A 22747-nucleotide genomic window follows, 5' to 3' on the forward strand; every position below is an offset into this window, starting at 1 on the left:
GCAGAACACCGCTCACAACCCAACGAGGAGTCACTGTGACCCAGACACCCGCATCCGCGAACGACATCGTCATCTGCGAACCGCTCCGTTCACCCGTGGGCGCCTTCGGCGGACAGTTCAAGGACATCGCTCCCGAGGAGCTCGGCCGACAGGTCGTCACCGCTCTCATCGAGAAGTCCGGCATCCGCCCCGAGGCCATCGACGACGTCATCTTCGGCCAGTGCTACCCGCACATGGAGGCACCGGCCATCGGCCGCGTCGTCGCCCTGGACTCCGGCCTGCCGGTGACCGTCCCCGGTCGCCAGGTCGACCGCCGCTGCGGCTCCGGCCTGCAGGCCGTCCTCGACGGCATGGGCGCGATCGCGACCGGCGGCGCCCAGGTCGTCGTCGCCGGCGGCGCCGAGTCGATGTCCCGCGCACCGTTCTTCAACGAGGACATCCGCTGGGGCATCCGCGGAGGCAACGTCGAGCTCAAGGACGGACTGGTGCGCGGCCGCCTCACGGCCGGCGGCAAGAACCACCCCGTCCCCGGCGGCATGATCGAGACGGCGGAGAACCTCCGCGAGGAGTACTCGATCGGTCGCGAGGAGCAGGACCGCCTCGCCGTCGAATCGCACCGTCGCGCGACCGCTGCCACGGACAGCGGCGTGTTCGCAGAGGAGATCGCGCCGATCACACTCCCCGCGACGCGCAAGCAGCCGGAGCAGCAGATCACCCTCGACGAGCACATCCGCCCGAGCGCCAGCCTCGAATCGCTGGGGAAGCTCAAGGCGATGCGCGCGAAGCTCGATGAGAACTCCACCGTCACCGCGGGCAATGCCTCCGGCCAGAACGACGGCGCCGCCGCCACGATCGTCACGACCCGCGCGAAGGCCGACGAACTGGGCCTCAAGCCGCTCGTCCGCATCGTCAGCTGGGGTGTGGCCGGCGTTCCGCCGCGCACGATGGGCATCGGCCCGGTGCCCGCGACCAAGGTCGCCCTGGAGCGCGCCGGACTGGAGATCAAGGACCTCGACCTCATCGAGCTCAACGAGGCGTTCGCGGCGCAGGCACTGGCAGTCACCCGCGAATGGGGCTTCGGCGAGTCCGACTTCGAGCGCACGAACGTCCACGGCTCCGGCATCTCGCTGGGCCACCCCGTCGGCGCGACCGGCGTGCGCATCCTCACCACGCTCGCGCGTGAGATGGATCGCCGCGGCGCCCGCTACGGCCTCGAGACCATGTGCATCGGCGGTGGCCAGGGGCTCGCTGCGATCTTCGAGCGCGTGGAGGCCTGAGCATGACGCAGCCTCTGTCCGGCTTCACCGTCGTCGAGAACGACTCCTTCGTCGCCGCGCCGTCCGCCTGCCTGGCGCTCAGCCAGATGGGCGCGGAGATCATCAAGATCGATCCGCTGAAGGGCGGACCGGACATCGACCGCTGGCCCATCACGGCGGAGGGGAGGTCGATCTACTGGGGCACCCTCAACCGGGGGAAGCGCTCCGTGGCCATCGATCTCCGCAGCGACGAGGGCCGGGAGCTCGCGCAGGCACTCATCACCGCCACCGGTGACGAGCCTGCCAAGACCGGCATCTTCATGACGAACAACGTGGGCCGCTCCTTCCTCGCGGACGACGTCCTGCGCGCCAAGCGCGACGACCTCATCCACGTGAAGGTCCAGGGCTCCGCCGACGGCGGACCGGGCGTGGACTACACCGTCAACGCGGAGACCGGCATCCCCGGCATCACCGGACCCGCGGAATCGCCGCGGCCGGCCAACCACGCGCTGCCCGCGTGGGACCTGCTGTGCGGACAGGCTGCGGTCACCGCTGTCGTCTCCGGCCTCCTCCAGCGGTCGACGACCGGACAGGGCACCTACGCGGAGATCGCGCTCCAGGACATCGCGCTGTCCGCCGTCGCCAACCTGGGCTGGTACACGGAGGCCCTCCAGCCCGCCGGTGAGCGCACGAAGCACGGCAACCACATCTTCGGCACCTTCGGCACGGACTTCACGACGTCCGACGACCGCTCCGTCATGATCACCGCGATCACGCGACGCCAGTGGCAGGCGCTCGTCGATTCGACCGGCATGACCGCCGTCGTCGAAGCGCTCCAGTCTGCGCTGGGCATCGACCTGTCGCAGGAGGAGGCCCGGTACGCGCAGCGTGAGACCCTCGAAGCGCTGTTCAAGCCGTGGTTCGCCGCGCGGACTCTCGACCAGGTGTCCGCGGAGCTGGCCGGCTCCGGCGTCCTGTGGGCGCCGTACCGCAGCATCGGGGAGGTCGCCCGCGAGGCGGCCGGGACCTCGGCGGGTTCGGACGGTGCTGGGACCGGAGCGATCCGGGGGCTGGCGTCCGAGCAGCTGGGCGACATGCTCGTCGGCGCGAACCCCATCAGGTTCGATGGAGAGTACCTCTCCGGCGAGAAGCCCACGGTGCTGGGCGAAGCGACCCACGAGGTGCTCAGCGAGAAGCTGGGACTCTCACAGACGGACCTGGGAAGACTCTCCGACTCCGGTGTCCTGAACAGTTGATAACGTAAGGGGACCGACCCGGAAGTGCGGTGCGCCACAGCGCCGTGGAAGGGGAAACGCGGTTCCCAGGAAGGATTTATCACCCCCATGCGGATTGTCACTTTTGTCAAGTACGTCCCGGACGCCGCCGGCGACCGCTCCTTCGAATCGGACAACACCGTCGATCGTGAGACCGACGGCCTGCTGTCCGAGCTCGATGAATACGCCATCGAAGAGGCTCTGAGCCTCACCGACAAGGACAAGGGCGCGGAGACCATCGCGGTCACCGTCGGCCCCGACGACGCGAAGGATGCCGTTCGGAAGGCCCTGCAGATGGGCGCCGACAAGGGCGTGCACGTGAACGACGACGCCATCTCCGGCGCCGACGCAGTGGGCACCGCGAAGATCCTCGCCGCGACCGTCAAGAAGGTCGAGGAGGACGAAGGTCCCGTCGATCTCGTCATCACCGGCCTGGCCTCCACTGACGGCCAGATGTCCGTCGTGCCTGCAATGGTGGCGGAGCTGCTCGGCCGCCCCGCGGCGACGCAGGGCTCCACGCTCGAGGTCACGGACACCACCGCGACCGTCCGTCGCGATGGCGACGCCGCTTCGCAGTTCGTCGAGGTGTCCCTGCCGGCGCTCGTGTCCGTCACGGACCAGATCAACGAGCCCCGCTACCCCTCGTTCAAGGGGATCATGAAGGCGAAGAAGAAGCCCGTCGCGCAGTACGACCTGAGCGACCTGGGCCTCGATGCGTCCGCCGGCGGTGCGGGTGCGCTCACGCAGATCGTCGAGCTGGCACCGGCCCCCGGCCGCACTGCCGGCGAGGTCGTGTCGGATGAGGGCGACGGCGGGCAGAAGCTCGTCGACTGGCTCGCATCCAAGAAGCTCGTCTGAGCCGTCCGCCCACCATCGACCACATACGCGAAGGAAGAGAAGCGCACTATGTCTGAAGTTCTCGTTCTCGTCGACCACGCGGACGGCAAGGTCCGGAAGTCCACGCTCGAACTGCTCACGTTCGCCCGCCGCATCGGCACACCCGTCGCCGTCTTCGTCGGCGACGCGGCTGCGGGCGAAGCCGCAGCCGCCGCACTGGGCGAGCACGGCGCAGAGAAGGTCCTCGTGGCCTCTGACCCGGTCTACGGGGAGTACCTCGTCTCCGCACACGCAGAGCTGCTCGCAGCACTCGTGCAGGAGCGTCAGCCGGCCGCGGTCCTGGTGACCGCCGGTTCGGAGGACCGTGAGATCGCCGCCCGCGCGGCGATCAAGACCGGATCCGGTATCCTCACCGACGCCGTCGACGTCGCTGCGGACGGCTCCGTCTCGCAGCAGGTGTTCGCCGCGTCCTACAACGTCACCAGCAAGGTGGCGCAGGGCGTTCCGTTCATCGCCGTGAAGCCCAACTCGACCGCGCCGGAACCCGCTGCGGCCGCCGGTGCCGTCGAAGCAGTGTCGTTCGCACCGACCGACGCGGCGAAGACCGCACGCATCGTCAAGGTCGAGGAGAAGGCGGCCTCCGGCCGGCCGAACCTCACCGAAGCGGCGATCGTCGTGTCCGGCGGACGCGGCACCGGTGGCGATTTCGCCGCCGTCGAGGCACTCGCCGATTCGCTCGGTGCTGCCGTGGGCGCGTCCCGCGCCGCAGTGGACGCCGGCTGGTACCCGCACTCCCACCAGGTGGGTCAGACGGGCAAGGCCGTGTCGCCGCAGCTCTACGTGGCAGCCGGCATCTCCGGTGCGATCCAGCACCGCGCCGGCATGCAGACCTCGAAGAACATCGTCGCCATCAACAAGGACGACGAAGCGCCGATCTTCGAGCTCGCCGACTTCGGTGTCGTGGGCGACCTGTTCCAGGTCCTCCCCCAGGCCACCGACGCGGTCAACGCGCGCAAGTGAGCCGCACGCCGGGCCCGTGTGACCCGGCGGTGGGCGGTGCCGTCGTCGGCTTGAAGTAGACGGCGGCCCTTCCTACACTTGTTCAGTCGTGAAGGCCCGGGCGTCGGGTCCGCATCTCCCCTCAGGGGTCGGTGCGTCCCCGCCGCCCGGGCCTTCAGCACGTCCAGCGGTCGGCCTCGTCGGCCCGGTCGACCAGCGGAAGGACGCTGTGGCGGATTCCGAGCGCGTCGAAGGCGGTGCGTGCGCAGGAGACCAGCCCGGCTTCGGCATCGGGGATCAGGTCGAGCGGCACGCCGACCGCGTCTTCGAGCATCCTGCGGACGCCCGGTGAGCGCACCACTCCCCCGGTCGCGGGCAGACGGGACGGCCTGACGCCCAGGCGCTCGAGCAGCCCGGCCACAGCAGACGCCATGGATGCGACCGCGTCAGCGTAGTCCCGCGCGTTGGCCTGCCCGGCGCCGTCATCGTCAGCGGCCGCTGCGAGAGCCGCCTCCGCGAGATCGTGGGCTGCGGGCGAATGCGGTGCCGCGGTGCCGGGCAGAGTGCGACGTGCGCGTTCGAGCGCCTCACCCGCCTCGGGGAGCCGCGCTATCACCAGATGCCCCGCAGGGTGCGCGAGACGATGTCGGTCGACCAGCTCACCCGTGTCCGCAGGCCGCTGGAGATCCTCTGCGGGCTCCGGATCGACGTAGGCGACCCACCCGGTCGTGCCCAGGTGCAGGTAGACGCTGCCGGCTGCGCTGCCGACCATCCCGTCCGTCGCGGATCCGGCGTCGCCCAGCGCCATGACCACGGGCGTCCCCGCGGGGACGCCGAAGGTGCGCGCGGCCGCAGCGGACGCGTGTCCCACCGTCCCGGGGTCCACACGACGCGGCAGGCTCAGATGTGCGGGGACGAGCGGACGCCCCTCAGCAGTCCGCAGACGAAGCCACTCGTCGGTCCGCGGGTCGTACGCCGAGGTCGTGCTCGCGGTCAACCGGTCGCACACGTGCGCGCCGCACAGTGCGTGCGCAGCCCAGCCCGCGGCGGAGAAGTGGGCCGTGGACGAGGCTGCGACGGCCTGCGGCTCCGTGCGCGCCAGATGGAGCAGCTTGGGCGGGACGGAGTCGCAGTCGGGGTGCGGCGCGACAGCGATGCCGGGTGCCCACGACGGGTTCGCCGCGAGCAGTTCGGTGAGCTCACGACGTGCCCGCGTGTCCGAGTAGAGGACGACCGGATGGGTGGGGTCACCGTGGTCATCGAGCAGGATGAGGTCCTGCATCTGCCCCGTGAGCGCGATCGCTGCGAGTGGCTGTGCTGCGGGTCCTGACGACCGTGAGGAGACGTCGGGCCCAGCCGCGGTGCACGCGAGGATCACCTCGCGCAGCGCACTGCGCCACTCGCCGATGGACTGCTGCCTCACGCCGTGCGGCCCCCGGTCAGTCGTCAGCGGCGCCTCCGCTTCGCCGACGACGCAGCCGTCACGACCGATCAGAGCGGCTTTGACGTGGCTGCTTCCGAGGTCGATCGCGAGGACCGGACTGCCGGACGGGTTCGCTCCCGGGTGCGCTCGCGACGGAGTGCGGACCGCGGGCGAAGCATGGAGCGCGGGCGCTGCGTGGAAGGTCACTGCTTCATCGTAGTGAGCGTGCGGCGCTTGCGAGCACGAGTGTCGAGCACGTGTGCCGGGCAGAAGTCGCTCACCGCTATGGCGCAGGTCACGCGGAGGGATAGACTGATCGTGAACGCAGGGACCATGGGGAGGAACGCATGAAGAAGCGGTTGATTCTGCTGGCAGGCCTGGGTGCGGGATTCGTGCTGGGCTCGTACTCCGGACGCTCCAGCTACGAGAAGCTGCGCGCACAGGTCGACCAGCTGTGGTCGGATCCTCGCGTGCAGGAGCAGTTCCAGAAGGCCGGCGACACGGTCCGCGAGAAGGGGCCGGAAGTCGCTCAGGCGGTCAGGGACAGGGCACCCGAGGTCGCTGCCGGGGTGCAGAGCGCTGCCGCGGATGCCGTCTCCGCAGGTCGGGAGAAGTTCGAGGACCTCGCGCACGGTGAGGACGACGAGGACCGGGTCCAGCCGGAGAACGCGGCGTCTGCTGCCGCCGCAGCCGGTGCGGCGGATGCCGACGGTGTCGACGAGGCGGGCCTGGACGCCCCGGAGGACGAGGCGCTCTCCACCGACAGCGCAGATCCGGACATCGTGTCCGATCCGTCCACGGACCCCGCGGACGAGGGACCGGCGCAGACCCGCTGAACCACCGGGTCTGAGATTCCGCACGCAAGCGGATCCCGCTCACCGAAGGCGCGCGCCGTCCGCAGGTGCGCGCCTCCGGCATGTCCGGGAGCGGCGGGCGGTGGTCAGAGCGACCGCGGTCGGACGGCTGTCACAGGAGTGAGGAGCCGAGCCTGCAGACGTTCTCGACGTACTTGCGCACCCAGGAGCGCTCCCGCCACCGTGCGGCGTCGAGCGGAGCGGAGTGCGCCTGATAGTCCTCCCGCTCCAGCGCGTACATCTGCCGCGTGAACTCCTCATCGACGATGAAGAGCGAGACCTCGTGGTTCATCGCGAACGACCGTTCATCCATGTTCGAGGAGCCGATGACCGTCACGTGATCGTCCACGAGGATGAACTTCGAATGGAGCACGGTCGGTGCGCGGTACTGGTAGATCGTGACGCCCGCTTCGACGAGCTCATCGTAGTAGGACTCCTGCGCCTTCCCCACGACCCAGTGGTCGTTCGTCGCCCCCACGTACAGCCGGACGTCCACTCCGGACTGCGATTCCGTCTTCAGCGCCGTCAGCAGGGCGTTGTCCGGCACGAAGTACGGTGACGAGACCACCACCGTGCGGTTCGCGTTGTAGATGAGATGGGTGAACAGCTGCAGGTTGTTCTCGTGGTCGAATCCCGGGCCGGACGGTACGACCTGGGCCATGATCCCCGCCGATTCGGGCGGCGCGTCGAGCTCCTCGTCGAACTCGCCGAACAGTGCGTCATCCGTCTCCGAGTACCAGTCGGAGGCGAACACCGCGTCGAGCTCGTCGACGATCGGGCCCGTGCACCGGACCATGAGGTCTTTCCACACCAGACCGCGCTTCCGATTCCTCCTCGTGTTGTACGAGGGGTGGATGATGTTCTGCGAGCCGGTGAAGGCGGTCTGCCCGTCGACGACGAGGATCTTCCGGTGGTTCCGGAGGTCGGGCCGCTGATACTCGCCCTTCCAGGGGCGGATCGGAAGGCTGCGTCGCCACATGAGCCCGGATTCGTCGAGCAGCTTCACGAGGCTCCGATACCCGGGATAGCCGATGGAGCCCACGTGGTCGATGAGGATGCGGACCACGACGCCGCGCTCGTGCGCTGCGATGAGTGCTTCGATCAGAGGCCGCGTGGTGTCGTCGATCGCGACGATGTAGAACTCGAAGTGGACGTAGCGCCGCGCCTTCGCGACTTCTTCGGCCATCCGGTCGACGCAGTGCACGGAATCGGTGATCAGCCCGAACTCGTTGCCGTGCACCATCGGCAGGGCGCCCAGCTCGTAGTTGAGCTGGGCTGCGGTGCTGAGCGGTTCGGCGAGGTGGCTCGACTCCCCGATGATCGCCCGGTGCCCTGTCGCCGCCTTCACCCGCTGATTGATCTCATGCTGCTTCTCCCGCCTGCGGGCCGGCAGCTTCGGCGACCCGAAGACCAGGAAGATGAGGATGCCGACGAACGGCAGCATGAAGATGAGGATCAGCCATCCGAGCGCGACGGACGCCTTCCGTCGATACGGGATCGTGCCGAGCGCGACGACCCGGACGCAGAAGTCGATGATGAGCAGCCCGAGAGCCAGCCACCCCGGGAGCTGGGACTGGATCCACAGGAATATCCCGCTCGGGTCCACCGCGCAGCCTCCTCCCCCGAACGACAGCCGCGATCACCTGCACCGCTGTCCGGAATCCTATCGGCAATGGGGATTGCGGAGTGTCAGTGCTCGATGAGCGGGACGAAGCGGAAGGAACCGTGGCGGGTGATGTCATGGTCCTCCGTGCGCGGACCGCTGCGCGCGATGCGCAGCATCTCCCCGCGCACGGGTACGACCATCACCCCATCGGGCGCGAGCTGGCCGACCAGGTCGGCCGGGACCTCGGCAGCCTCCGCAGAGACCAGGATCCTGTCGAACGGCCCGAGGTCCGGCGCACCGAGGACGTCCGCGGTCGCCTGCCGGATCTCCGCCCACTGCATCGGACCGCCGGACGATTGCTGCGCGGCGAGTGCGTGCTGGGATCTGCGCACCAGCGCGGGAACGCGCTCGACGCCCGTCACGGTGCCGTCGGGCCCGACCAGGTCTGCGAGGACCGCCGTCGTCCAGCCGGAGCCGGAGCCCACGTCGAGCACCCGCTGACCGGTCCGCACGTCGAGCAGCTCCAGCATGGCGGCGACGGTGCTGGGCTGCGAGTTCGTCTGACCGTGGCCGATCGGCAGTGGACGGTCGTCCGCCGCACCGCGGTGCGCCTCCGGCGGCAGGAAGTCCGTGCGCACGCGGCGGGACATGGCCCCGCGGATGCGCTCGGACACAGCGACCACGCTGCTCACCCCCACACGGGCAGACGACACCGGCTCTCATCCGGCCGACGGACTTCCTTCATTGTCAGCCTGATGAGAGCCGGTGTCTACAGCGGTCCCCGGGGAGAACGCCGAAGCGATTCCCGGAGGAGCGCCGATCAGATGTGGCGGCCGCCCGCGATCTCCTGGACGGTGCCGGACATGTACGAGGACATGTCGGAGGCGAGGAACACGACCACGGAGGCGACCTCGGACGCTTCGCCCGCACGACCCATCGGGATCTCCGCGAGCTTCGAGTCGATGACGTCCTGGCGCATGGCCGCGGTCATCGCCGTCTTGATGAAGCCCGGCTGGACCGCGTTGACGCGGACGTTCTTGAAGCCGACCTCCTTCGCGGCGGCCTTCGTCATGCCGACGATGCCGGCCTTCGCCGCGGAGTAGTTCGTCTGTCCGAGCATTCCGACCTTGCCGGAGATCGACGACACGTTGATGATCGAGCCGCCCTGCTCCTGCTCGCGCATGATGCCCGACGCGGACTTCAGCCCGTTCCAGGTGCCCCGCAGGTGCACGGCGATGACCTGGTCGAACTGCTCCTCCGTCATCTTCCGCATCGTCGCGTCACGGGTGATGCCGGCGTTGTTGACCATGATGTCGAGGCTGCCGAAGACCTCGACGGCCTTCTGGGCGAGCGCGTCGACCTGCTCGAGTTCGACGACGTTGCAGGCCATGCCGATCGCCCGGTCGCCGACCCCGAGGCCCGTCGCGGCCTCGACGACCGCTTCCTCGTTGAGGTCGCCCAGGACGACGTTCGCGCCTTCGGCGACGAACGCCTCTGCGATCGCGAGGCCCAGTCCCTGGGCGGCTCCGGTGATGACGGCCGTGCGGCCTTCGAGAAGTGCCATGTGTGTCTCCTTCTGAGGATGTGTGAGGGGTGGCGTCACTTCTGCTTGTGCGCGCCCTTGAGAAGCTGCCGGGCGATGACGAGCTTCTGGATCTCCGACGTGCCCTCGTAGATCCGGAAGAGGCGAGCGTGGCGGTAGAAGCGCTCCACGCTGGTCTCGCGCATGTAGCCCATACCGCCGTGGACCTGGACACCCAGGTCGGCGACTCGGCCGAGCATCTCCGACGCGACGAGCTTGGAGGACGACGGTCCGAGCTTGCGGTCGGTGCCCTCGTCCCAGCGCTGAGCGGAGGCGAGCACGAGTGCGCGCGCGGACTGCAGGTCCGCGTACATGTCCGCCAGCATGGCCTGCACCAGCTGGAAGTCCGCGATGGGACGACCGCCCTGCTGGGCGTTCTTCGCGTGCTCGATGGTGTCGTCGAGGATCCGGGTGGCCTGTCCGACGCAGATCGCGCCGATGTGGAGGCGGCCCTTGTTGAGCGAGGCCATCGCGGCCCTGAAGCCCACTTCCTCCTCGCCGCCCACCAGGGAGGCGGACGGGACGCGGACATCGTCGAAGAAGATCTCCGAGGTCCAGGCGCCGGCCTGTCCCATCTTCTTGTCCTTGGGCCCGACGGTGACGCCTTCGGCCTTCGTCGGGACGAGGAAGACGGAGATCCCCTTGGAGCCCGTGGCGTTCGGGTCCGTACGTGCGAAGACCATGAGGACATCGGACATCGCGGCGTTGGTGATGAAGCGCTTCGCACCGTTGATGACGTAGTCGTCACCGTCCTTGACGGCCTTGGTCGTCAGCCCCGACGGGTCCGAACCCGCATCCGCCTCCGTGAGGGCGAAGGAGGCGATCGCCTCGCCGGATGCGATCTTCGGCAGCCATTCCTGCTTCTGCTCATCCGTGCCGTAGTTGACCAGCACCTGACCGGCGATCCCGTTGTTCGTGCCGAACAGGGAGCGGTAGGACGGTGTCGTGTATCCCAGCTCGAAGGACAGGAGTGCATCCTGGCGCGCGTTGAGCCCCAGACCGCCGAACTCCTCCGGGATGGCCCAGCCGAACAGTCCCATCTCCGCCGATTCGTCGCGGACGACCTGCGGGATCTCGTCGGTGTCCTCGATCTCCAGCTCTCGCGGAACGACCTTCTCGCGCACGTAGGCGCGGACGGTCGCGAGGATCTCCTGCAGCGTCTCCTCGTCGACGCCATCGGTCACGGGATACGGGTTCGTGTTTGCCATGCTCGTTCTTCCTGCCTGCTCTTCCGTCTCAGCCCTCTTCGACCATCAGCGTGACGGCCTCCACGATCGCGGCGGGGCGGTCCTGTCCCTCGATCTCGAGGACATGGCTCATGACGACCTGGATGCCGGAGTCCTTCCGCGCGACCTCCTTGAGGCTCACCACGTCGCGGACCTTCGACCCCACCGTCACCGGGTTGGGGAAGCGCACCTTGTTCAGGCCGTAGTTGATCTTCATCTTCATGCCGGTCACGTCGGTGACCTGCGCACCCAGCATCGGCAGCAGGCTCAGCGTGAGGAACCCGTGGGCGATCGTCGCGCCGAAGGGGCCGTCCGCGGCCTTCTCCTCGTCGATGTGGATCCACTGGTGGTCGCCCGTCGCGTCCGCGAAGAGGTTGACCCGCTCCTGGTCGATCTGGATCCATTCGCTGGCACCCAGCTCCTGGCCGACCAGCTGCTCCAGCTCCGCTGCTCCATTGATGACTCGCGCCATTGCGTACTCCGTTTCCTCGCGCGGACGACCCGCTCGATTGTTTTCCATTGGGGCACAAATGCGATATTGCCTAAGACTGTTTCAGCAACAGTGTACCGTTTGGGCTACCGGTTTGTCAGCGGTGGCGCCCCGCTGCCTGCGGACGGATCGTGGACACTGAACGAACGACCGTCCCGCTGGGGATAGCATCGGCCCCAGGGCCCTCATGGAAGCGGGCCGTGAACGGAGGAGAACCCATGAGTTCCGAGTCAGCGCCGACGAACGGCTTCAACCTCGCCGCACTCGTCCACGGCGACGATCGTGCGGATCTGTCCGCCCCTGCGGACCATGACAAGCTCCGCGCGGATGCGCAGGCGGCCTCGAACGGAGACGGACACGACACCGACGGGACGTCCGGCGGAGCCGTGAAGACGCACGCGGAGGCATCGGGCAGGGTCGGCACCGACGCCGAGGGCCGACCCACGCATTCCTCCACGGGAGCGCCGCTCGACTACTCGCAGAGCGTCCCGGTACGGCCGGCGACGAGCGTCATCATGCTGCGCGAGACCGCGTCGGCGGGCCTCGAGGTCTTCGTCCAGCACCGCGTGACGACGATGGACTTCGCAGCCGGCGTCGTCGTGTTCCCCGGCGGACGCGTCGACCCCGAGGATGTGAAGCTCTCCGACGGCCTGCGGCTGGACGAAGAGCTCCTCGCGTCGCAGCTGCGCGCGTGGGGACAGACCGATGCATCGACGGTGGGGCTGGGCGACAGCCTCGTCGCACCGGACACGCAGCCCGCCCCCGGGGATGCCTCGGACACGCAGGCCACACAGGGCGTCCGGACTCTGCTCGCGTGCGCCATCCGCGAGGTCGAGGAGGAGACCGGGCAGCGGATCGACCCTGCGCTGCTGCACCCCTGGGCGAACCTCGTGACTCCTCCCGGCAGGACCAAGCGGTTCGACACGTACTTCTTCCTGGCCGCGGGCGAGGAACTGGTGGAGCTGACCCACCAGACGACGGAGGCGACGAACTCCGAGTGGCTGGGCGTCGATGCGCTGCTCACCGGGGAGACCGAGGGACGCTACCGGCTCATGCGGCCGACGCTCGCACTGCTGACCGAGCTGCAGTCGCTGGGGTCGCTCGACGCCGTGCTCGCGCATGCCGCCGACGGATCGCGCACGATCGAGTCGATCCGCCCGGTGATCCGCGGGGTCCACTGAGCCCCGCTCCCTCCGTGCTCGGCGGACGGCCGAGGGGCACTCACACGGTCGTGTGCGCGCCGCCCGCCTCCGCCGCGAGGATTCCGCGCTGCACCAGGTCGTCCAGATGCTTGGCACACGTACTGACCTCGACCTGATCTGCGAACGCCGGCCGTCTGCCCGGGCGGTAGACGACGCCCCGCCCCACCATCTCCTCGGCCGTCGTCACACCGGCTCGCACGAGGTCCAGGACCTTCCGCTCGCGCTCCTCGATCACCCCCGCGTAGACGCGCAGTGCCGCACGGTACTCCTCACGGTCCCAGTACGGGCCCTTGTGGTGGGCCGCCGCATAGACCGACGCATCGATCTGTGCGCAGCGCTCGAGCGTCTCCCGGAAGTCCGCGATGCGCGATTCCGCGTCGCTGTACAGCGGCCCGAAGGAGGAGAGGTCCACATCGCCCAGGAACACGACCCCGTCCGGTTCGATGAAGAATCCGGAGTGCCCCGGGGTGTGGCCGGGGAGATGGAGCGCCGTGATCCGCACCCCGCCGCCGAGCTCGAAGACGTGGCCGTCCGCGAAGGCCCGCGCATCCGGGACGGGCGACCAGCGGAACTCGTCGCGCATCGTTCCCATCTGCGCTTCCGGCACCGCCATCGCATGCGCGAAAGCGGCCTCTGAGCGCACGGCCTCCACATCGCGCTCGTGGGCCCACACCTCGCCCGCACAGCGCCCCGCATCGGCCGTGTGGTCCTCGTGGTAGTGGCTGATGAGCAGGAGGTCCACGTCGACCGGCGCCGCATGGAGGCAGGCATCGAGCATCGCCGTGCGCTCGGTCCCCTGCACGACGAGCGGGTTCCCATAGGGGTACTTGCCGCCGTTCTCCGGTCTCAGCTGCACGGTGTGCGGCCCCAGCCGCACGACCTCGGTCCCAGCTTCAGCCCCAGCCTCAGTCGCCGCACCAGCCCCGGCCTCGGCCCCGGCAGCTGTGCCGTCTCCAGCCCCAGTCTCTGTCGCCACGTCGCCTCCGTTCGTCTTCCACTCGTCTTCCGCACGTCTCCCCGTGCTCTCCGTGCGTCGGCCCCCGTGCCCTCAGTACATCGGCGGCCGCGCTGCACCCTGGAACGGGTAGCGCTTTCTGAAGTCGTCGGCGATCTCGCCCATGGTCACCCACTCGACCCCTTCATGACCACCGATGTACTCGATGAGCCGTTCGAGCATCAGCAGCACCTGGGGACGGCCCGCCACATCCGGGTGGATCGTGATCGGGAAGACGCCGTAGTCCAGCTCGCGGTAGACCCAGTCGAACTGGTCCTTCCACAGCTGTTCGATGTCGCGGGGGTTTACGAAGCCGTGGGAGTTCGCGCTGGCCTTGATGAACATCATCGGCGGGAGATCGTCGACGTACCAGTTCGCCGCGATCTCCACCATGTCGATCGACTCGCCGAACTCCAGCGGCTTCATCCACTCCGCCGCGTCCTTGGAGTAGTCGATGGCGGTCCACGTCTCGCCGAGGCGCACGTAGTACGGGATGAAATCAGCATGGGACTGGGAGTGGTCGTAGTCGAAGCCGAACTCCTGCAGCAGGCCCGCCGTTCGCGGCGACATCTCCCACCATGGTGCGACGTACCCGCGCGGGGCGGCACCGGTGGCCTTCTCGAGCACCTCGACGGAGCGTTCCAGCACGTCCCGCTCCTGCTGCGCCGTCATGTCCTTGGGGTTCTCGTGCGAATAGCCGTGAGCGCCGACCTCATGGCCCGCGTCGACGATCATCTTCAGCTGGTCGGGGAACGTCTCCGCCGAGTGCCCCGGCGTGAACCAGGTCGCCCGGATGTCCTCGCGCTGGAACATCTTCAGAAGCCGGGGGACACCCAGCTCTCCGGCGTAGATCCCGCGCTGGATGTCGTTGATCGAATCCTCACCGCCGTACGAGCCCAGCCAGCCGCCGACGGCGTCGATGTCCACTCCGAATGATGCGTATACCTTCTTCGCCACGATTCCGCTCCTCACAGTCACAGACTCATCGCCCCTCACGGGGGCGCATCCCACGGTACGTGTCGACAGTCCACGCGGTCATCGACTTCTCAGAAGGTGAGCCGCATCTCCTACAGGTTTCCACGTCAAGCAATTGCTACTCTGAGCCCATGGCGAATCGCGATGACACCCGCTGGCTGGAGCCGGACGAATCCTCGACATGGCTGTCAGTGTGGACGATGACCGTGTGGCTCCCCTCCCGGCTGGACGCCCAGCTGCGACAGGATGCGGGCATCAGCCTCGCCGAATACCACTCGCTGTCCCAGATCTCCATGGCCCCGGACCGCACACTCCGCATGAGCGAACTGGCCGCAGTCACGAACATGACGCTCTCGCACCTGTCACGGGTCGTGTCACGCATGGAGAAGGCGGGGCTGGTCCGCCGCACCCCGGACCCCGCGGACGGCCGCTACACACTCGCAGTCCTCACCGATTCCGGGTACGACCGCGTCGTCGCGGCCGCCCCCGGTCACGTGGAGGCAGTGCGGCACTACGTCTTCGACGGACTGGACGAGGAGCAGAAGCAGGCACTGGGCGACTCGGTCGCCTCCATCGTCGAGGCGCTGGTCCCCTCGCGCATCGGACGCGCCGACCCCATCTGAGCAGTCCCGCCCCGCCGACGCCCCGAACCGTGCCGCGCGACCGCATCGCCCCCGCACGGCCGCGGCACAGGCATCACACCTGCTTCGCGGCCTTCCGCGCCGCGAGGACCTCCATGCGCTTCTGCACGGCGAGCTTCTGCTCATCCGTGCCGCGCAGCTCGCTCAGCGCCCGCTGCTCCGCCGCGAGCCCCTCGTCGAGGCTCTCGACGCCCGCCATGTCGATCAGCTTCTTCGACCACACGAGCGCGGAGCGTGACTTGTCCGCGATCTCTGCGGCGAGCTGGTGCGCACGCGCGACGGAATCATCCGCGAGTTCGTCGACGACGCCCCACTCGAGCGCCCGCTCGCCGCTGAACGTCTCCGCCGTGAAGATCAGCTGCTTGGCACGCGAGGCCCCGACGAGCCGGGGCAGCAGCTGCGTGCCCATCATGTCCGGGATGAGGCCCCACGCGATCTCCATCGCGGACAGCGAGGCATCCGGGGTGCTGATGCGGATATCCGCTCCCAGTGCGAACTGGAAGCCGCCGCCCAGCGCGGGCCCGTGGATCGCGGCGATGACGGGGACCGGCACCAACGACCAGACCTCGACGGCCTGCTGGGCGAGCGCCGCAGAAGCCCCGGGCATGTCGATCGGTTCCCCGGCCATGGTCCCCTCGAGGATCCGCTTGAACTGCCCCATGTCCAGCCCGGCGCAGAAGGCACGGCCCTCGCCCCGCATGACGACGGCGTTCACGCTGTCATCCTCGACCAGTCCGCGACCCGCATCCAGCAGGTCGTAGAACATGTCCGGCGTGATCGAATTGAGCGAGTCGGGCCGGTCGAGCACGACGTGCGCGACGGAGCCGTACCTCTCCAACCGCACGGTCCCGTGCGGCATCGAGGCGGAGGAGTCCGGAGTGGGGACGACAGTGTCTGACATGGCTCTCCCAAAGTTCGAGGTCGCGTCCCCGCGGGGACGCCGCTGCAGATCGCACGATCATTCCTCGCACGGAGGCGCAGAGAGGCGTCGCACTCCCCGCGGACCGAACGAACGATCGAGTCGTCCATCACACTACCCGTCCCCGCGGACACGCCCGCGCTGCGGCCCTGCAGCGGCAGGCCTGCCCGCACCGGTCGAGCCTGTGGTTCGATAGGAGCACAGCCCACTCGCCCGCACACCCCAGGGAGCCTCCATGACGCAGCAGCAGTTCGGCTCCGGTCCGTACACGGCAGATCGCGGCGCCGGCCCGCAGGGCACGATCCACTACGGGGCACGGGCCAGTGGCCACCGGCCTCCGGCCCCGGCACCCGCCTCGGCCCCGGCACCCGCCTCGGTCCCGCAGACGAGCTACGGACGCCCCGCATACGCCCAGCACGGGACAGTCGGCGGCCCCGGCGGGCCCACGCCGTTCGCCGCGCCGCTGAAGTCGTTCGTCACCACCTGGCTGCTCTCCCTCTTCCTCGGCGGCTGGGGCGTCGACCGCTTCTACCTGGGCCAGCCCGGCCTGGGCATCGTCAAACTCCTCACCGGCGGCGGATTCGGCATCTGGGCCCTCATCGACCTCATCATGATCCTGGCCGGGAGCATGCGGGATTCCCTGGGCCGACCACTCGCCGGCTACGAGCAGAACAAGACGATGGCGATCTGGGTGACCGTCTGCATCATCATCGCGCAGATCGTGCTGGTCGTGGTCGTCTACCTGCTGCTCTTCGCGCTGATCGCGGCGGTGTTCGCGACGCTCATCGGGGTGGCCGGTGCGGCAGGGTCCTCGACGATCGGCTGACCGACCGCGCGGCCGACCGGCTCATCCCACGAGGGTGAGCACGCCGCGCACCAGCGCGCTGAGCGCACCCGCGCCGGCGAGCGCGATCGCGACCCGCCGCGCCCTGTCCGCGCTCACCCTCCGTGCCAGCAGTCCGCCCAAGCGGATGCCGGCGATGACCGCCAGGACGATCGCACCGAACAGCCCCGCATGCGGCAGCTGATCCACCGACGTCGCGCCGGTGAACAGCTTCATGAGGACGGACATGATGCCGAACATCATGAAGGTGGGCTGCATCGTCGCCGCGAAGTCCCGCTGCGGCCAGCGGGTGAACTGGGAGTACATCACCATCGCTGGAGCGGCCACGCCCGAGGCCGTGTTCAGGAACCCTCCCGCCGCGCCCGTCGCTGCCGTGAGGGCCGGCCGGCGCGCACCGGTGACGTGCGGCACCCGCGGCACGGAGAACGTGAGGACCAGCGCGAGGAGGACGACGCCGCCGATCATGACGTCGAGCCATCCCGCAGACAGCTCGCGCACCAGCAGCGCTCCCGGAAGCGCGCCCGCGACCCCCACCGAGACGAACACTCCCCAGCGCCGCCAGTCCACATCCTGCAGCACCGCGAACATGATGAGGAATCCGGACACCACCGTCGTCGAATTCGCGACGAAGACCCCCACATGCGGGCCCATCGCCAGCGCGAGGCAGGGCGCGACGACCAGCCCGACGCCGGTGCCGGACAGCCGCTGCAGCGTCGCGCCGACCAGGACCGCGAGGAATGCGATCACTACGATGCCGATGTCCACACCTCCGAGACTAGACCTCGGTGGACCTCTGACCCCACCTGTGGTCGGATAGTGGCATGAGCCACATCCTCTTCTTCCACTCCGCAGTCGGCCTGGACGACGGCGTCCACGCGATGGCCCAGACGCTGCGCGACGCCGGCCACACCGTCACGACGCCCGACTACTACGACGGCCGCACCTTCGAATCGGCGGAGCAGGGGATCGCCTACCGCGACGAGGTGGGGTTCCGCACGCTCGTCGACCGCGTGAACGAGTCGGTCGACGGCATCGACGGACCCGTCGTGGCGGCAGGGATCTCTCTGGGCTCCGCGATGGCTCAGCGGCTGGGGAAGAAGGACCCCCGCGTGCGGGCCGCGATCCTCCTGCATGCCGGCGGGGAGGCCAAGCCGGTCGAGTGGCCCCCGGACTGCGCCCTGCAGATGCACTACTCGGTCGATGACCCGTGGATCGACGAGGGCATGCCGGAGCACCTGCTCCGCTCCGCGGCGCGGGCCGGCGCGCGCACGGAGCACTACCTGTACCCGGGCGCCTCGCACCTGTTCGCGGATCCGACGACGTCCGACTACGTGAAGGAATCGGCAGACCTCATGTGGGATCGCGTGCTGGGCCTGCTGACCCACCTCGACGAGAGCTGACGACGCCGCCGAGGACCACGACCCGGCTGTTCGTCCAGTCACACCTGATAGACCGCTGACACGCGCACGACCGCTCGGATACTAAGATGTATCCGGGCCACGACCTCGTTTCAGCCGACCGTGCATCAGCAGCATCCCTCTGCCCCGCCGGCCGAAGCACCGCCGTTGCCCCCTCGGCCCCGGCGTCCTCGCTGGTCGCAGCACCGTCGCGATCGGCACCGGAAGCACACCTCTCGGGCCGCTCAGCACAGACCCGACACGGAACGGACCTCTTGAACGGCATGAACCAGATGAACGGCAACACCACCTTCCGGCACCAGAACGTCGCGCTCCTGGGAATCGCAGAGGTCGAAGCACCCGTCGTGGTCACGTCCGACGAGCTCGATGCGGAACTCGGTGATGTGCTCACGAAGCTGGGGCTGCCCACCGGACTGTTCCAGCGCGTCGCGGGCGTCGAATCCCGCCGCCAGTGGGACTCTCCGGACGGATTCATCAAGGGGAGCGCTGAAGCCGGTCGTCTCGCCCTGGAGCAGGCGGGCATCGAGCGCGAGCAGATCGGGCTGATGATCAACGGGTCCGTGTCGCGGGCATCGATGGAGCCGTCCGTCGCGGTGTCGGTCCACAACGAGCTGGGTCTGGGCACCCACGCCATGAACTTCGACATCACGAACGCGTGCCTGGGCTTCGTCAACGGCATGACGATGGCGGCCACACTCATCGATTCGGGCCAGACCGACTATGCGATGGTCGTCGCGGCAGAGGAGACCTCCCGCCTGCGGGAGAACACCGTCCGCCACCTGCACCGCGAGGGGATCACGCGCGCCGAGTACCTCGAGGAGTTCGCCTCGCTGACTCTGGGCTCCGGCGCGGTCGGCGCCGTCCTGGGACGTGCGGACGCACACCCGGAGGGCCACCGGATCAAGGGTGGTGTCACTCGTGCGGCCACCTGGAACCACGACCTGTGCGTGGGCGGCTGGGACGGCATGTACACCGATTCCAAGGCCCTCATGGACAACGGCGTCGCCCTCGTCATGGACGCCTGGACGGAGGCCGCGCAGGATGGATGGAACTGGGATGACATGACCAGCTACGTCACACACCAGGTGTCCTCCAGCCACACGAGCGCGCTCGTCAAGGCTCTCGACCTGCCGATGAACCGCGTCCCCGTCAGCTACCCCACGCTCGGCAATGTGGGCCCGGCGGCCCTGCCGATCACCCTGGCGCGGCAGGCGGAGACCCTGCAGAAGGGCGACAGCGTCCTCACGATCGGCGTGGGCAGCGGCCTCAACGCCGCACTGACAGAGATCGAGTGGTGACCCCTCCGTGAATCCGAGCGCCTCCAGCCCCATTGCCCGCAGCGGCCTCCCCAGCCTGCCCACCCCGCGCCCCGCCCTCCCCTCATCGGCCCGATCGGGGATCCCGGCGGCGGAGGCGCAGCTGCCGCACGAGGCCGTGGGCGCTCCCCTCGACGGACTCGACCCGGCGTGGTCGCGGCTGCTCACCGTCGACACCCTCGACGGTCCCCGCACCTTCCACGTCCTGGACACCGGTCCCGCTCTGCAGGAGGCGGGCACGTCCCCCGTCGGCACCATCGTCGCCGCGCACGGCAACCCCACCTGGTCCTACCTGTGGCGGCACCTCGCGGCCGAGGCGCTCGAGCGCGGCTGGCGCGTCATCGCCCCGGACCATCTGGACATGGGCTTCTCCGAGCGCCTCCCCCACGACCGCGCACCGCGCCCGGCGGACGCGGGCCTCCGCCGGATCGCCGATCGGGTCGCCGACTTCGACGCCGTCGTCACCGCACTGCTGGCGGAGGGCGCATCCCACCGGGTCGTGACGATCGGCCACGACTGGGGCGGGGTCATGTCGCTCACGTGGGCCGCTCGCAACCAGGAGCGCGTCGCTGCGGCGATCACGCTGAACACGGCCGTGCACCAGGCGGCGGACAAGCCCCTGCCCGCGTCGCTCGCCGCCGTGCTCGCAGGCCCCGCGCTGCCCACCTCCACGGTGCACACGGACCTGTTCCTCCGGGCCACCCTCGCACTGGCGGGCGACTCGCTGACGCCGGCCGCCCGGACCGGGTTCCGCGCCCCCTACCTCTCCGCCGCACGTCGCGGAGGGATCGGCGGATTCGTCGCGGACATCCCGCACCCGGACACGCACCCGTCGTACTCGGAGCTCGTGCAGCTGGGCGAGGACATCGCCGGCTTCCGCAAGCCGGCCCTCGTCCTGTGGGGCCCCAAGGACCCCGTGTTCATCGAGAGGTTCCTGCGCGACCTGCGGCAGCGCCTGCCGCAGGCTGATCTGCACCGTTTCGAGAAGTCCGGTCACATGCTCAGCGAGCAGGAGGACGTCCACGGAGTCGCCCTGGACTGGCTCGCCCGGCAGTTCCCCGGCGGCACCGTGTCGGACGACACCGTCGACGCCACCGCCGCCGAGGCCGCAGCGACTCCCGCGGACGCGGCACCGACCACTGCGGCCGGCTCAGGATCTGCGGACTCCTCCGCGGCCTCCACGCCGCGCTACATGTTCACCGCGCTCGAGGAGAACGCCGCCTCCGACGACCTCGCCAGCGTCGACATGTCTCAGAATCCGCCCGCGAAGCTCACATGGCGCGAGGTGAACGACCGCGTCCGCGCGCTCGCGGAGGGGCTCCACGACCGCGGCCTGCAGCCCGGTGACCGCGTCTCGATGCTCGTGCCCCCGGGCAACGACCTCACGATCGTGCTCTACGCGGTCCTGCGCGCCGGCGGCGTCGCCGTCGTCGCGGACGCCGGGCTGGGGCCGAAGGGGATGACCCGCGCTGTGAAGGCCGCGGATCCGCAGTGGATCATCGGGGCCGTCCCCGGCCTCACCCTCTCGCGCGTCGCCGGCTGGCCCGGGCGCCGCATCAGTGTCGACGCGCTGGGCAGCGCCCAGCGTCGGCTCCTGGCTGTGGAGACGAGCATCGAGGAACTCGTTGCGAGCGGCACCCCGGCATCAGCATCGGGGACGGTCGTCTCCCCCGACCGGGTGCCGCTGCCGGACCCGGACGCGGACGCCGCCATCCTCTTCACCTCCGGATCCACGGGCCCGGCCAAGGGCGTGCGGTACACGCACGCTCGCATGGCTGCGCTCATGGGCGTGCTGAGGGACTTCTTCCAGGTGCGCCCGGGGACTTCGCTGGTCGCCGGCTTCGCGCCGTTCGCCCTGTTGGGACCGGGCATCTCGACCGTGTCGATCACTCCTGACATGGAGGTCACCAAGCCGCGCACGCTCACCGCGAACGCGCTGGCGAACGCCGTCATCGACGGGGAGGCGACGATGGTCTTCGCCTCGCCGGCCGCATATCACAACATCGTCGCCACAGCGGATGAGCTCACATCCGTCCAGCGCGAGTCGCTCTCCCGCATCACGCTCGCCCTGTCCGCCGGCGCACCCGTGCCGCTGGCCCTCATGGACGAGCTGGCGAAGCTCTTCCCGAACGCTGCGATCCGCTCCCCCTACGGCATGACCGAGGGTCTGCTGCTCACGGACATCGAACGGGCCGAGGTCGCGGACGCGCTGACGGACAGCGACGGCGGCCCGGGCGGCGCCCAGGGTGTGTGCGTCGGCTGTCCGGTGGACGGCGTGCGGGTCGCCCTGGCCCCCATCGACGCATCGGGCACGCCGTCAGAGGAGCTGCTCGAAGGCGCAGAGGCCCGCGGGATCCTGGGCGAGTTCGTCGTCCACGCAGCGCATTCCAAGGCGGGCTACGACCGGCTGTGGAAGACGGACCGCGAGTCCGCCCGGGACACCCTCGACGGGCTCCTCTGGCACCGCACGAACGATATCGGCCACATCGACGCCGCAGGGCGGGTGTGGCTCGAGGGCCGCGTCCAGCACCTCATCACCCCTCCCGCGGGACCTCTGGGACCCGGCGGGCCCGAGGCCGTCGTCGACACGCTGCCCCACGTCTACCGCTCAGCGGCCGTGGGAGTGGGGCCGTCCGGCACGCAGGCGCTCGTGATCGTCGTCGAGCCGTCCGCGGACGTCGCCGCGCAGGTGAAGGAGGGGCCCGCGTCACTCGCCCTGAGCTCGCTGGTGCGGGACATCGTCGCGGAGCGGACCGGAGCCGACGTCGCGGCGGTGCTCGTGACGAAGACGTTCCCCACCGATATCCGCCACAATTCGAAGATCGACCGGACCCGCCTGGCCCGCTGGGCTGAACGCGCATTGGCCGGAGGAAAGGCGGGCACGCCGTGAC

Annotated in this window: 21 protein-coding genes; 11 read left to right on the top strand and 10 right to left on the bottom strand. The window is 69.3% G+C overall.

The features are described from left to right. Window positions 1–35 precede the first annotated feature (35 nt). From BJEO58_RS08110 to BJEO58_RS08125, 4 genes are all read left to right on the top strand, one after another. A complete protein-coding gene (locus tag BJEO58_RS08110; RefSeq protein ID WP_101588980.1) occupies window positions 36–1277 on the top strand; it encodes an acetyl-CoA C-acetyltransferase in 1242 nt (413 codons plus the stop codon). Between the two features lie 2 nt (window positions 1278–1279). Continuing rightward, window positions 1280–2512 (top strand): CoA transferase, encoded by a 1233-nt coding sequence (locus BJEO58_RS08115; RefSeq protein WP_101588981.1) that lies wholly within the window; start codon window positions 1280–1282, stop codon window positions 2510–2512. An 87-nt stretch (window positions 2513–2599) separates the two neighbouring features. Then, window positions 2600–3388 (top strand): electron transfer flavoprotein subunit beta/FixA family protein, encoded by a 789-nt coding sequence (locus tag BJEO58_RS08120; RefSeq protein WP_101588982.1) that lies wholly within the window; start codon window positions 2600–2602, stop codon window positions 3386–3388. A gap of 48 nt (window positions 3389–3436) precedes the next feature. Then, window positions 3437–4387, top strand: coding sequence for an electron transfer flavoprotein subunit alpha/FixB family protein (locus BJEO58_RS08125; RefSeq protein WP_101588983.1), 951 nt, complete (start codon window positions 3437–3439; stop codon window positions 4385–4387). Between the two features lie 154 nt (window positions 4388–4541). Here the strand turns inward: BJEO58_RS08125 and BJEO58_RS08130 are convergent, their stop codons facing one another. Next, window positions 4542–5996: an FGGY family carbohydrate kinase gene (locus BJEO58_RS08130; protein ID WP_180951880.1), complete on the bottom strand. Its 1455-nt coding sequence runs from the start codon at window positions 5994–5996 to the stop codon at window positions 4542–4544. Window positions 5997–6136: 140 nt separating this feature from the next. Between BJEO58_RS08130 and BJEO58_RS08135 the strand changes: the two genes are divergently transcribed. Next, window positions 6137–6625 carry a hypothetical protein gene (locus BJEO58_RS08135; RefSeq protein ID WP_180951881.1) on the top strand — a complete coding sequence of 163 codons (489 nt, stop codon included), beginning with the start codon at window positions 6137–6139 and terminating at the stop codon, window positions 6623–6625. A 130-nt stretch (window positions 6626–6755) separates the two neighbouring features. Here the strand turns inward: BJEO58_RS08135 and cls are convergent, their stop codons facing one another. From cls to BJEO58_RS08160, 5 genes are all read right to left on the bottom strand, one after another. Beyond that, on the bottom strand, window positions 6756–8249 hold the full coding sequence (gene cls / locus BJEO58_RS08140; protein WP_101588986.1) for a cardiolipin synthase: 1494 nt from the start codon (window positions 8247–8249) through the stop codon (window positions 6756–6758). Between the two features lie 83 nt (window positions 8250–8332). Next, window positions 8333–8962, bottom strand: coding sequence for a protein-L-isoaspartate O-methyltransferase family protein (locus BJEO58_RS08145; protein ID WP_246076115.1), 630 nt, complete (start codon window positions 8960–8962; stop codon window positions 8333–8335). Window positions 8963–9069: 107 nt separating this feature from the next. After that, window positions 9070–9813, bottom strand: a complete 744-nt coding sequence (gene fabG / locus BJEO58_RS08150) for a 3-oxoacyl-ACP reductase FabG (protein WP_101588987.1) — start codon at window positions 9811–9813, stop codon at window positions 9070–9072. A 35-nt stretch (window positions 9814–9848) separates the two neighbouring features. Next, the gene (locus BJEO58_RS08155; protein WP_101588988.1) at window positions 9849–11039 is read right to left on the bottom strand and encodes an acyl-CoA dehydrogenase family protein; all 1191 of its coding nucleotides are present in this window, start codon (window positions 11037–11039) and stop codon (window positions 9849–9851) included. 28 nt (window positions 11040–11067) lie between these two features. After that, window positions 11068–11529: a MaoC family dehydratase gene (locus BJEO58_RS08160; protein WP_101588989.1), complete on the bottom strand. Its 462-nt coding sequence runs from the start codon at window positions 11527–11529 to the stop codon at window positions 11068–11070. A gap of 236 nt (window positions 11530–11765) precedes the next feature. Between BJEO58_RS08160 and BJEO58_RS08165 the strand changes: the two genes are divergently transcribed. Continuing rightward, the gene (locus tag BJEO58_RS08165; protein WP_246076114.1) at window positions 11766–12728 is read left to right on the top strand and encodes an NUDIX hydrolase; all 963 of its coding nucleotides are present in this window, start codon (window positions 11766–11768) and stop codon (window positions 12726–12728) included. Between the two features lie 40 nt (window positions 12729–12768). On the opposite strand, the gene BJEO58_RS08170 is transcribed toward BJEO58_RS08165, so the two are convergent. Continuing rightward, on the bottom strand, window positions 12769–13725 hold the full coding sequence (locus BJEO58_RS08170; protein WP_180951882.1) for an MBL fold metallo-hydrolase: 957 nt from the start codon (window positions 13723–13725) through the stop codon (window positions 12769–12771). Between the two features lie 72 nt (window positions 13726–13797). Then, window positions 13798–14700, bottom strand: coding sequence for a polysaccharide deacetylase family protein (locus BJEO58_RS08180; protein WP_101588991.1), 903 nt, complete (start codon window positions 14698–14700; stop codon window positions 13798–13800). Between the two features lie 149 nt (window positions 14701–14849). Between BJEO58_RS08180 and BJEO58_RS08185 the strand changes: the two genes are divergently transcribed. After that, window positions 14850–15341: a MarR family winged helix-turn-helix transcriptional regulator gene (locus BJEO58_RS08185; RefSeq protein WP_101588992.1), complete on the top strand. Its 492-nt coding sequence runs from the start codon at window positions 14850–14852 to the stop codon at window positions 15339–15341. A gap of 73 nt (window positions 15342–15414) precedes the next feature. Here BJEO58_RS08185 and BJEO58_RS08190 read toward each other — a convergent pair whose 3' ends face one another. Further along, window positions 15415–16260 (bottom strand): enoyl-CoA hydratase-related protein, encoded by an 846-nt coding sequence (locus tag BJEO58_RS08190; RefSeq protein ID WP_101588993.1) that lies wholly within the window; start codon window positions 16258–16260, stop codon window positions 15415–15417. 253 nt (window positions 16261–16513) lie between these two features. Here BJEO58_RS08190 and BJEO58_RS08195 point away from each other — a divergent pair, with 253 nt between their 5' ends. Then, window positions 16514–17104 (top strand): TM2 domain-containing protein, encoded by a 591-nt coding sequence (locus BJEO58_RS08195; RefSeq protein ID WP_101588994.1) that lies wholly within the window; start codon window positions 16514–16516, stop codon window positions 17102–17104. A 21-nt stretch (window positions 17105–17125) separates the two neighbouring features. Here BJEO58_RS08195 and BJEO58_RS08200 read toward each other — a convergent pair whose 3' ends face one another. Continuing rightward, window positions 17126–17887 (bottom strand): sulfite exporter TauE/SafE family protein, encoded by a 762-nt coding sequence (locus BJEO58_RS08200; protein WP_101588995.1) that lies wholly within the window; start codon window positions 17885–17887, stop codon window positions 17126–17128. A gap of 56 nt (window positions 17888–17943) precedes the next feature. Here BJEO58_RS08200 and BJEO58_RS08205 point away from each other — a divergent pair, with 56 nt between their 5' ends. The 3 genes from BJEO58_RS08205 to BJEO58_RS08215 all read left to right on the top strand — a co-directional run bounded on the left by BJEO58_RS08205 (window position 17944) and on the right by BJEO58_RS08215 (window position 22746). Beyond that, window positions 17944–18522 (top strand): dienelactone hydrolase family protein, encoded by a 579-nt coding sequence (locus tag BJEO58_RS08205; protein ID WP_101588996.1) that lies wholly within the window; start codon window positions 17944–17946, stop codon window positions 18520–18522. A gap of 281 nt (window positions 18523–18803) precedes the next feature. After that, window positions 18804–19838 (top strand): 3-oxoacyl-ACP synthase III, encoded by a 1035-nt coding sequence (locus BJEO58_RS08210; RefSeq protein ID WP_101588997.1) that lies wholly within the window; start codon window positions 18804–18806, stop codon window positions 19836–19838. A 7-nt stretch (window positions 19839–19845) separates the two neighbouring features. After that, the gene (locus BJEO58_RS08215; RefSeq protein ID WP_246076113.1) at window positions 19846–22746 is read left to right on the top strand and encodes an alpha/beta fold hydrolase; all 2901 of its coding nucleotides are present in this window, start codon (window positions 19846–19848) and stop codon (window positions 22744–22746) included. Window position 22747: the final 1 nt, after the last annotated feature.

The sequence above is a fragment of the Brevibacterium jeotgali genome (assembly GCF_900169175.1).
GTDB lineage: Bacteria > Actinomycetota > Actinomycetes > Actinomycetales > Brevibacteriaceae > Brevibacterium > Brevibacterium jeotgali.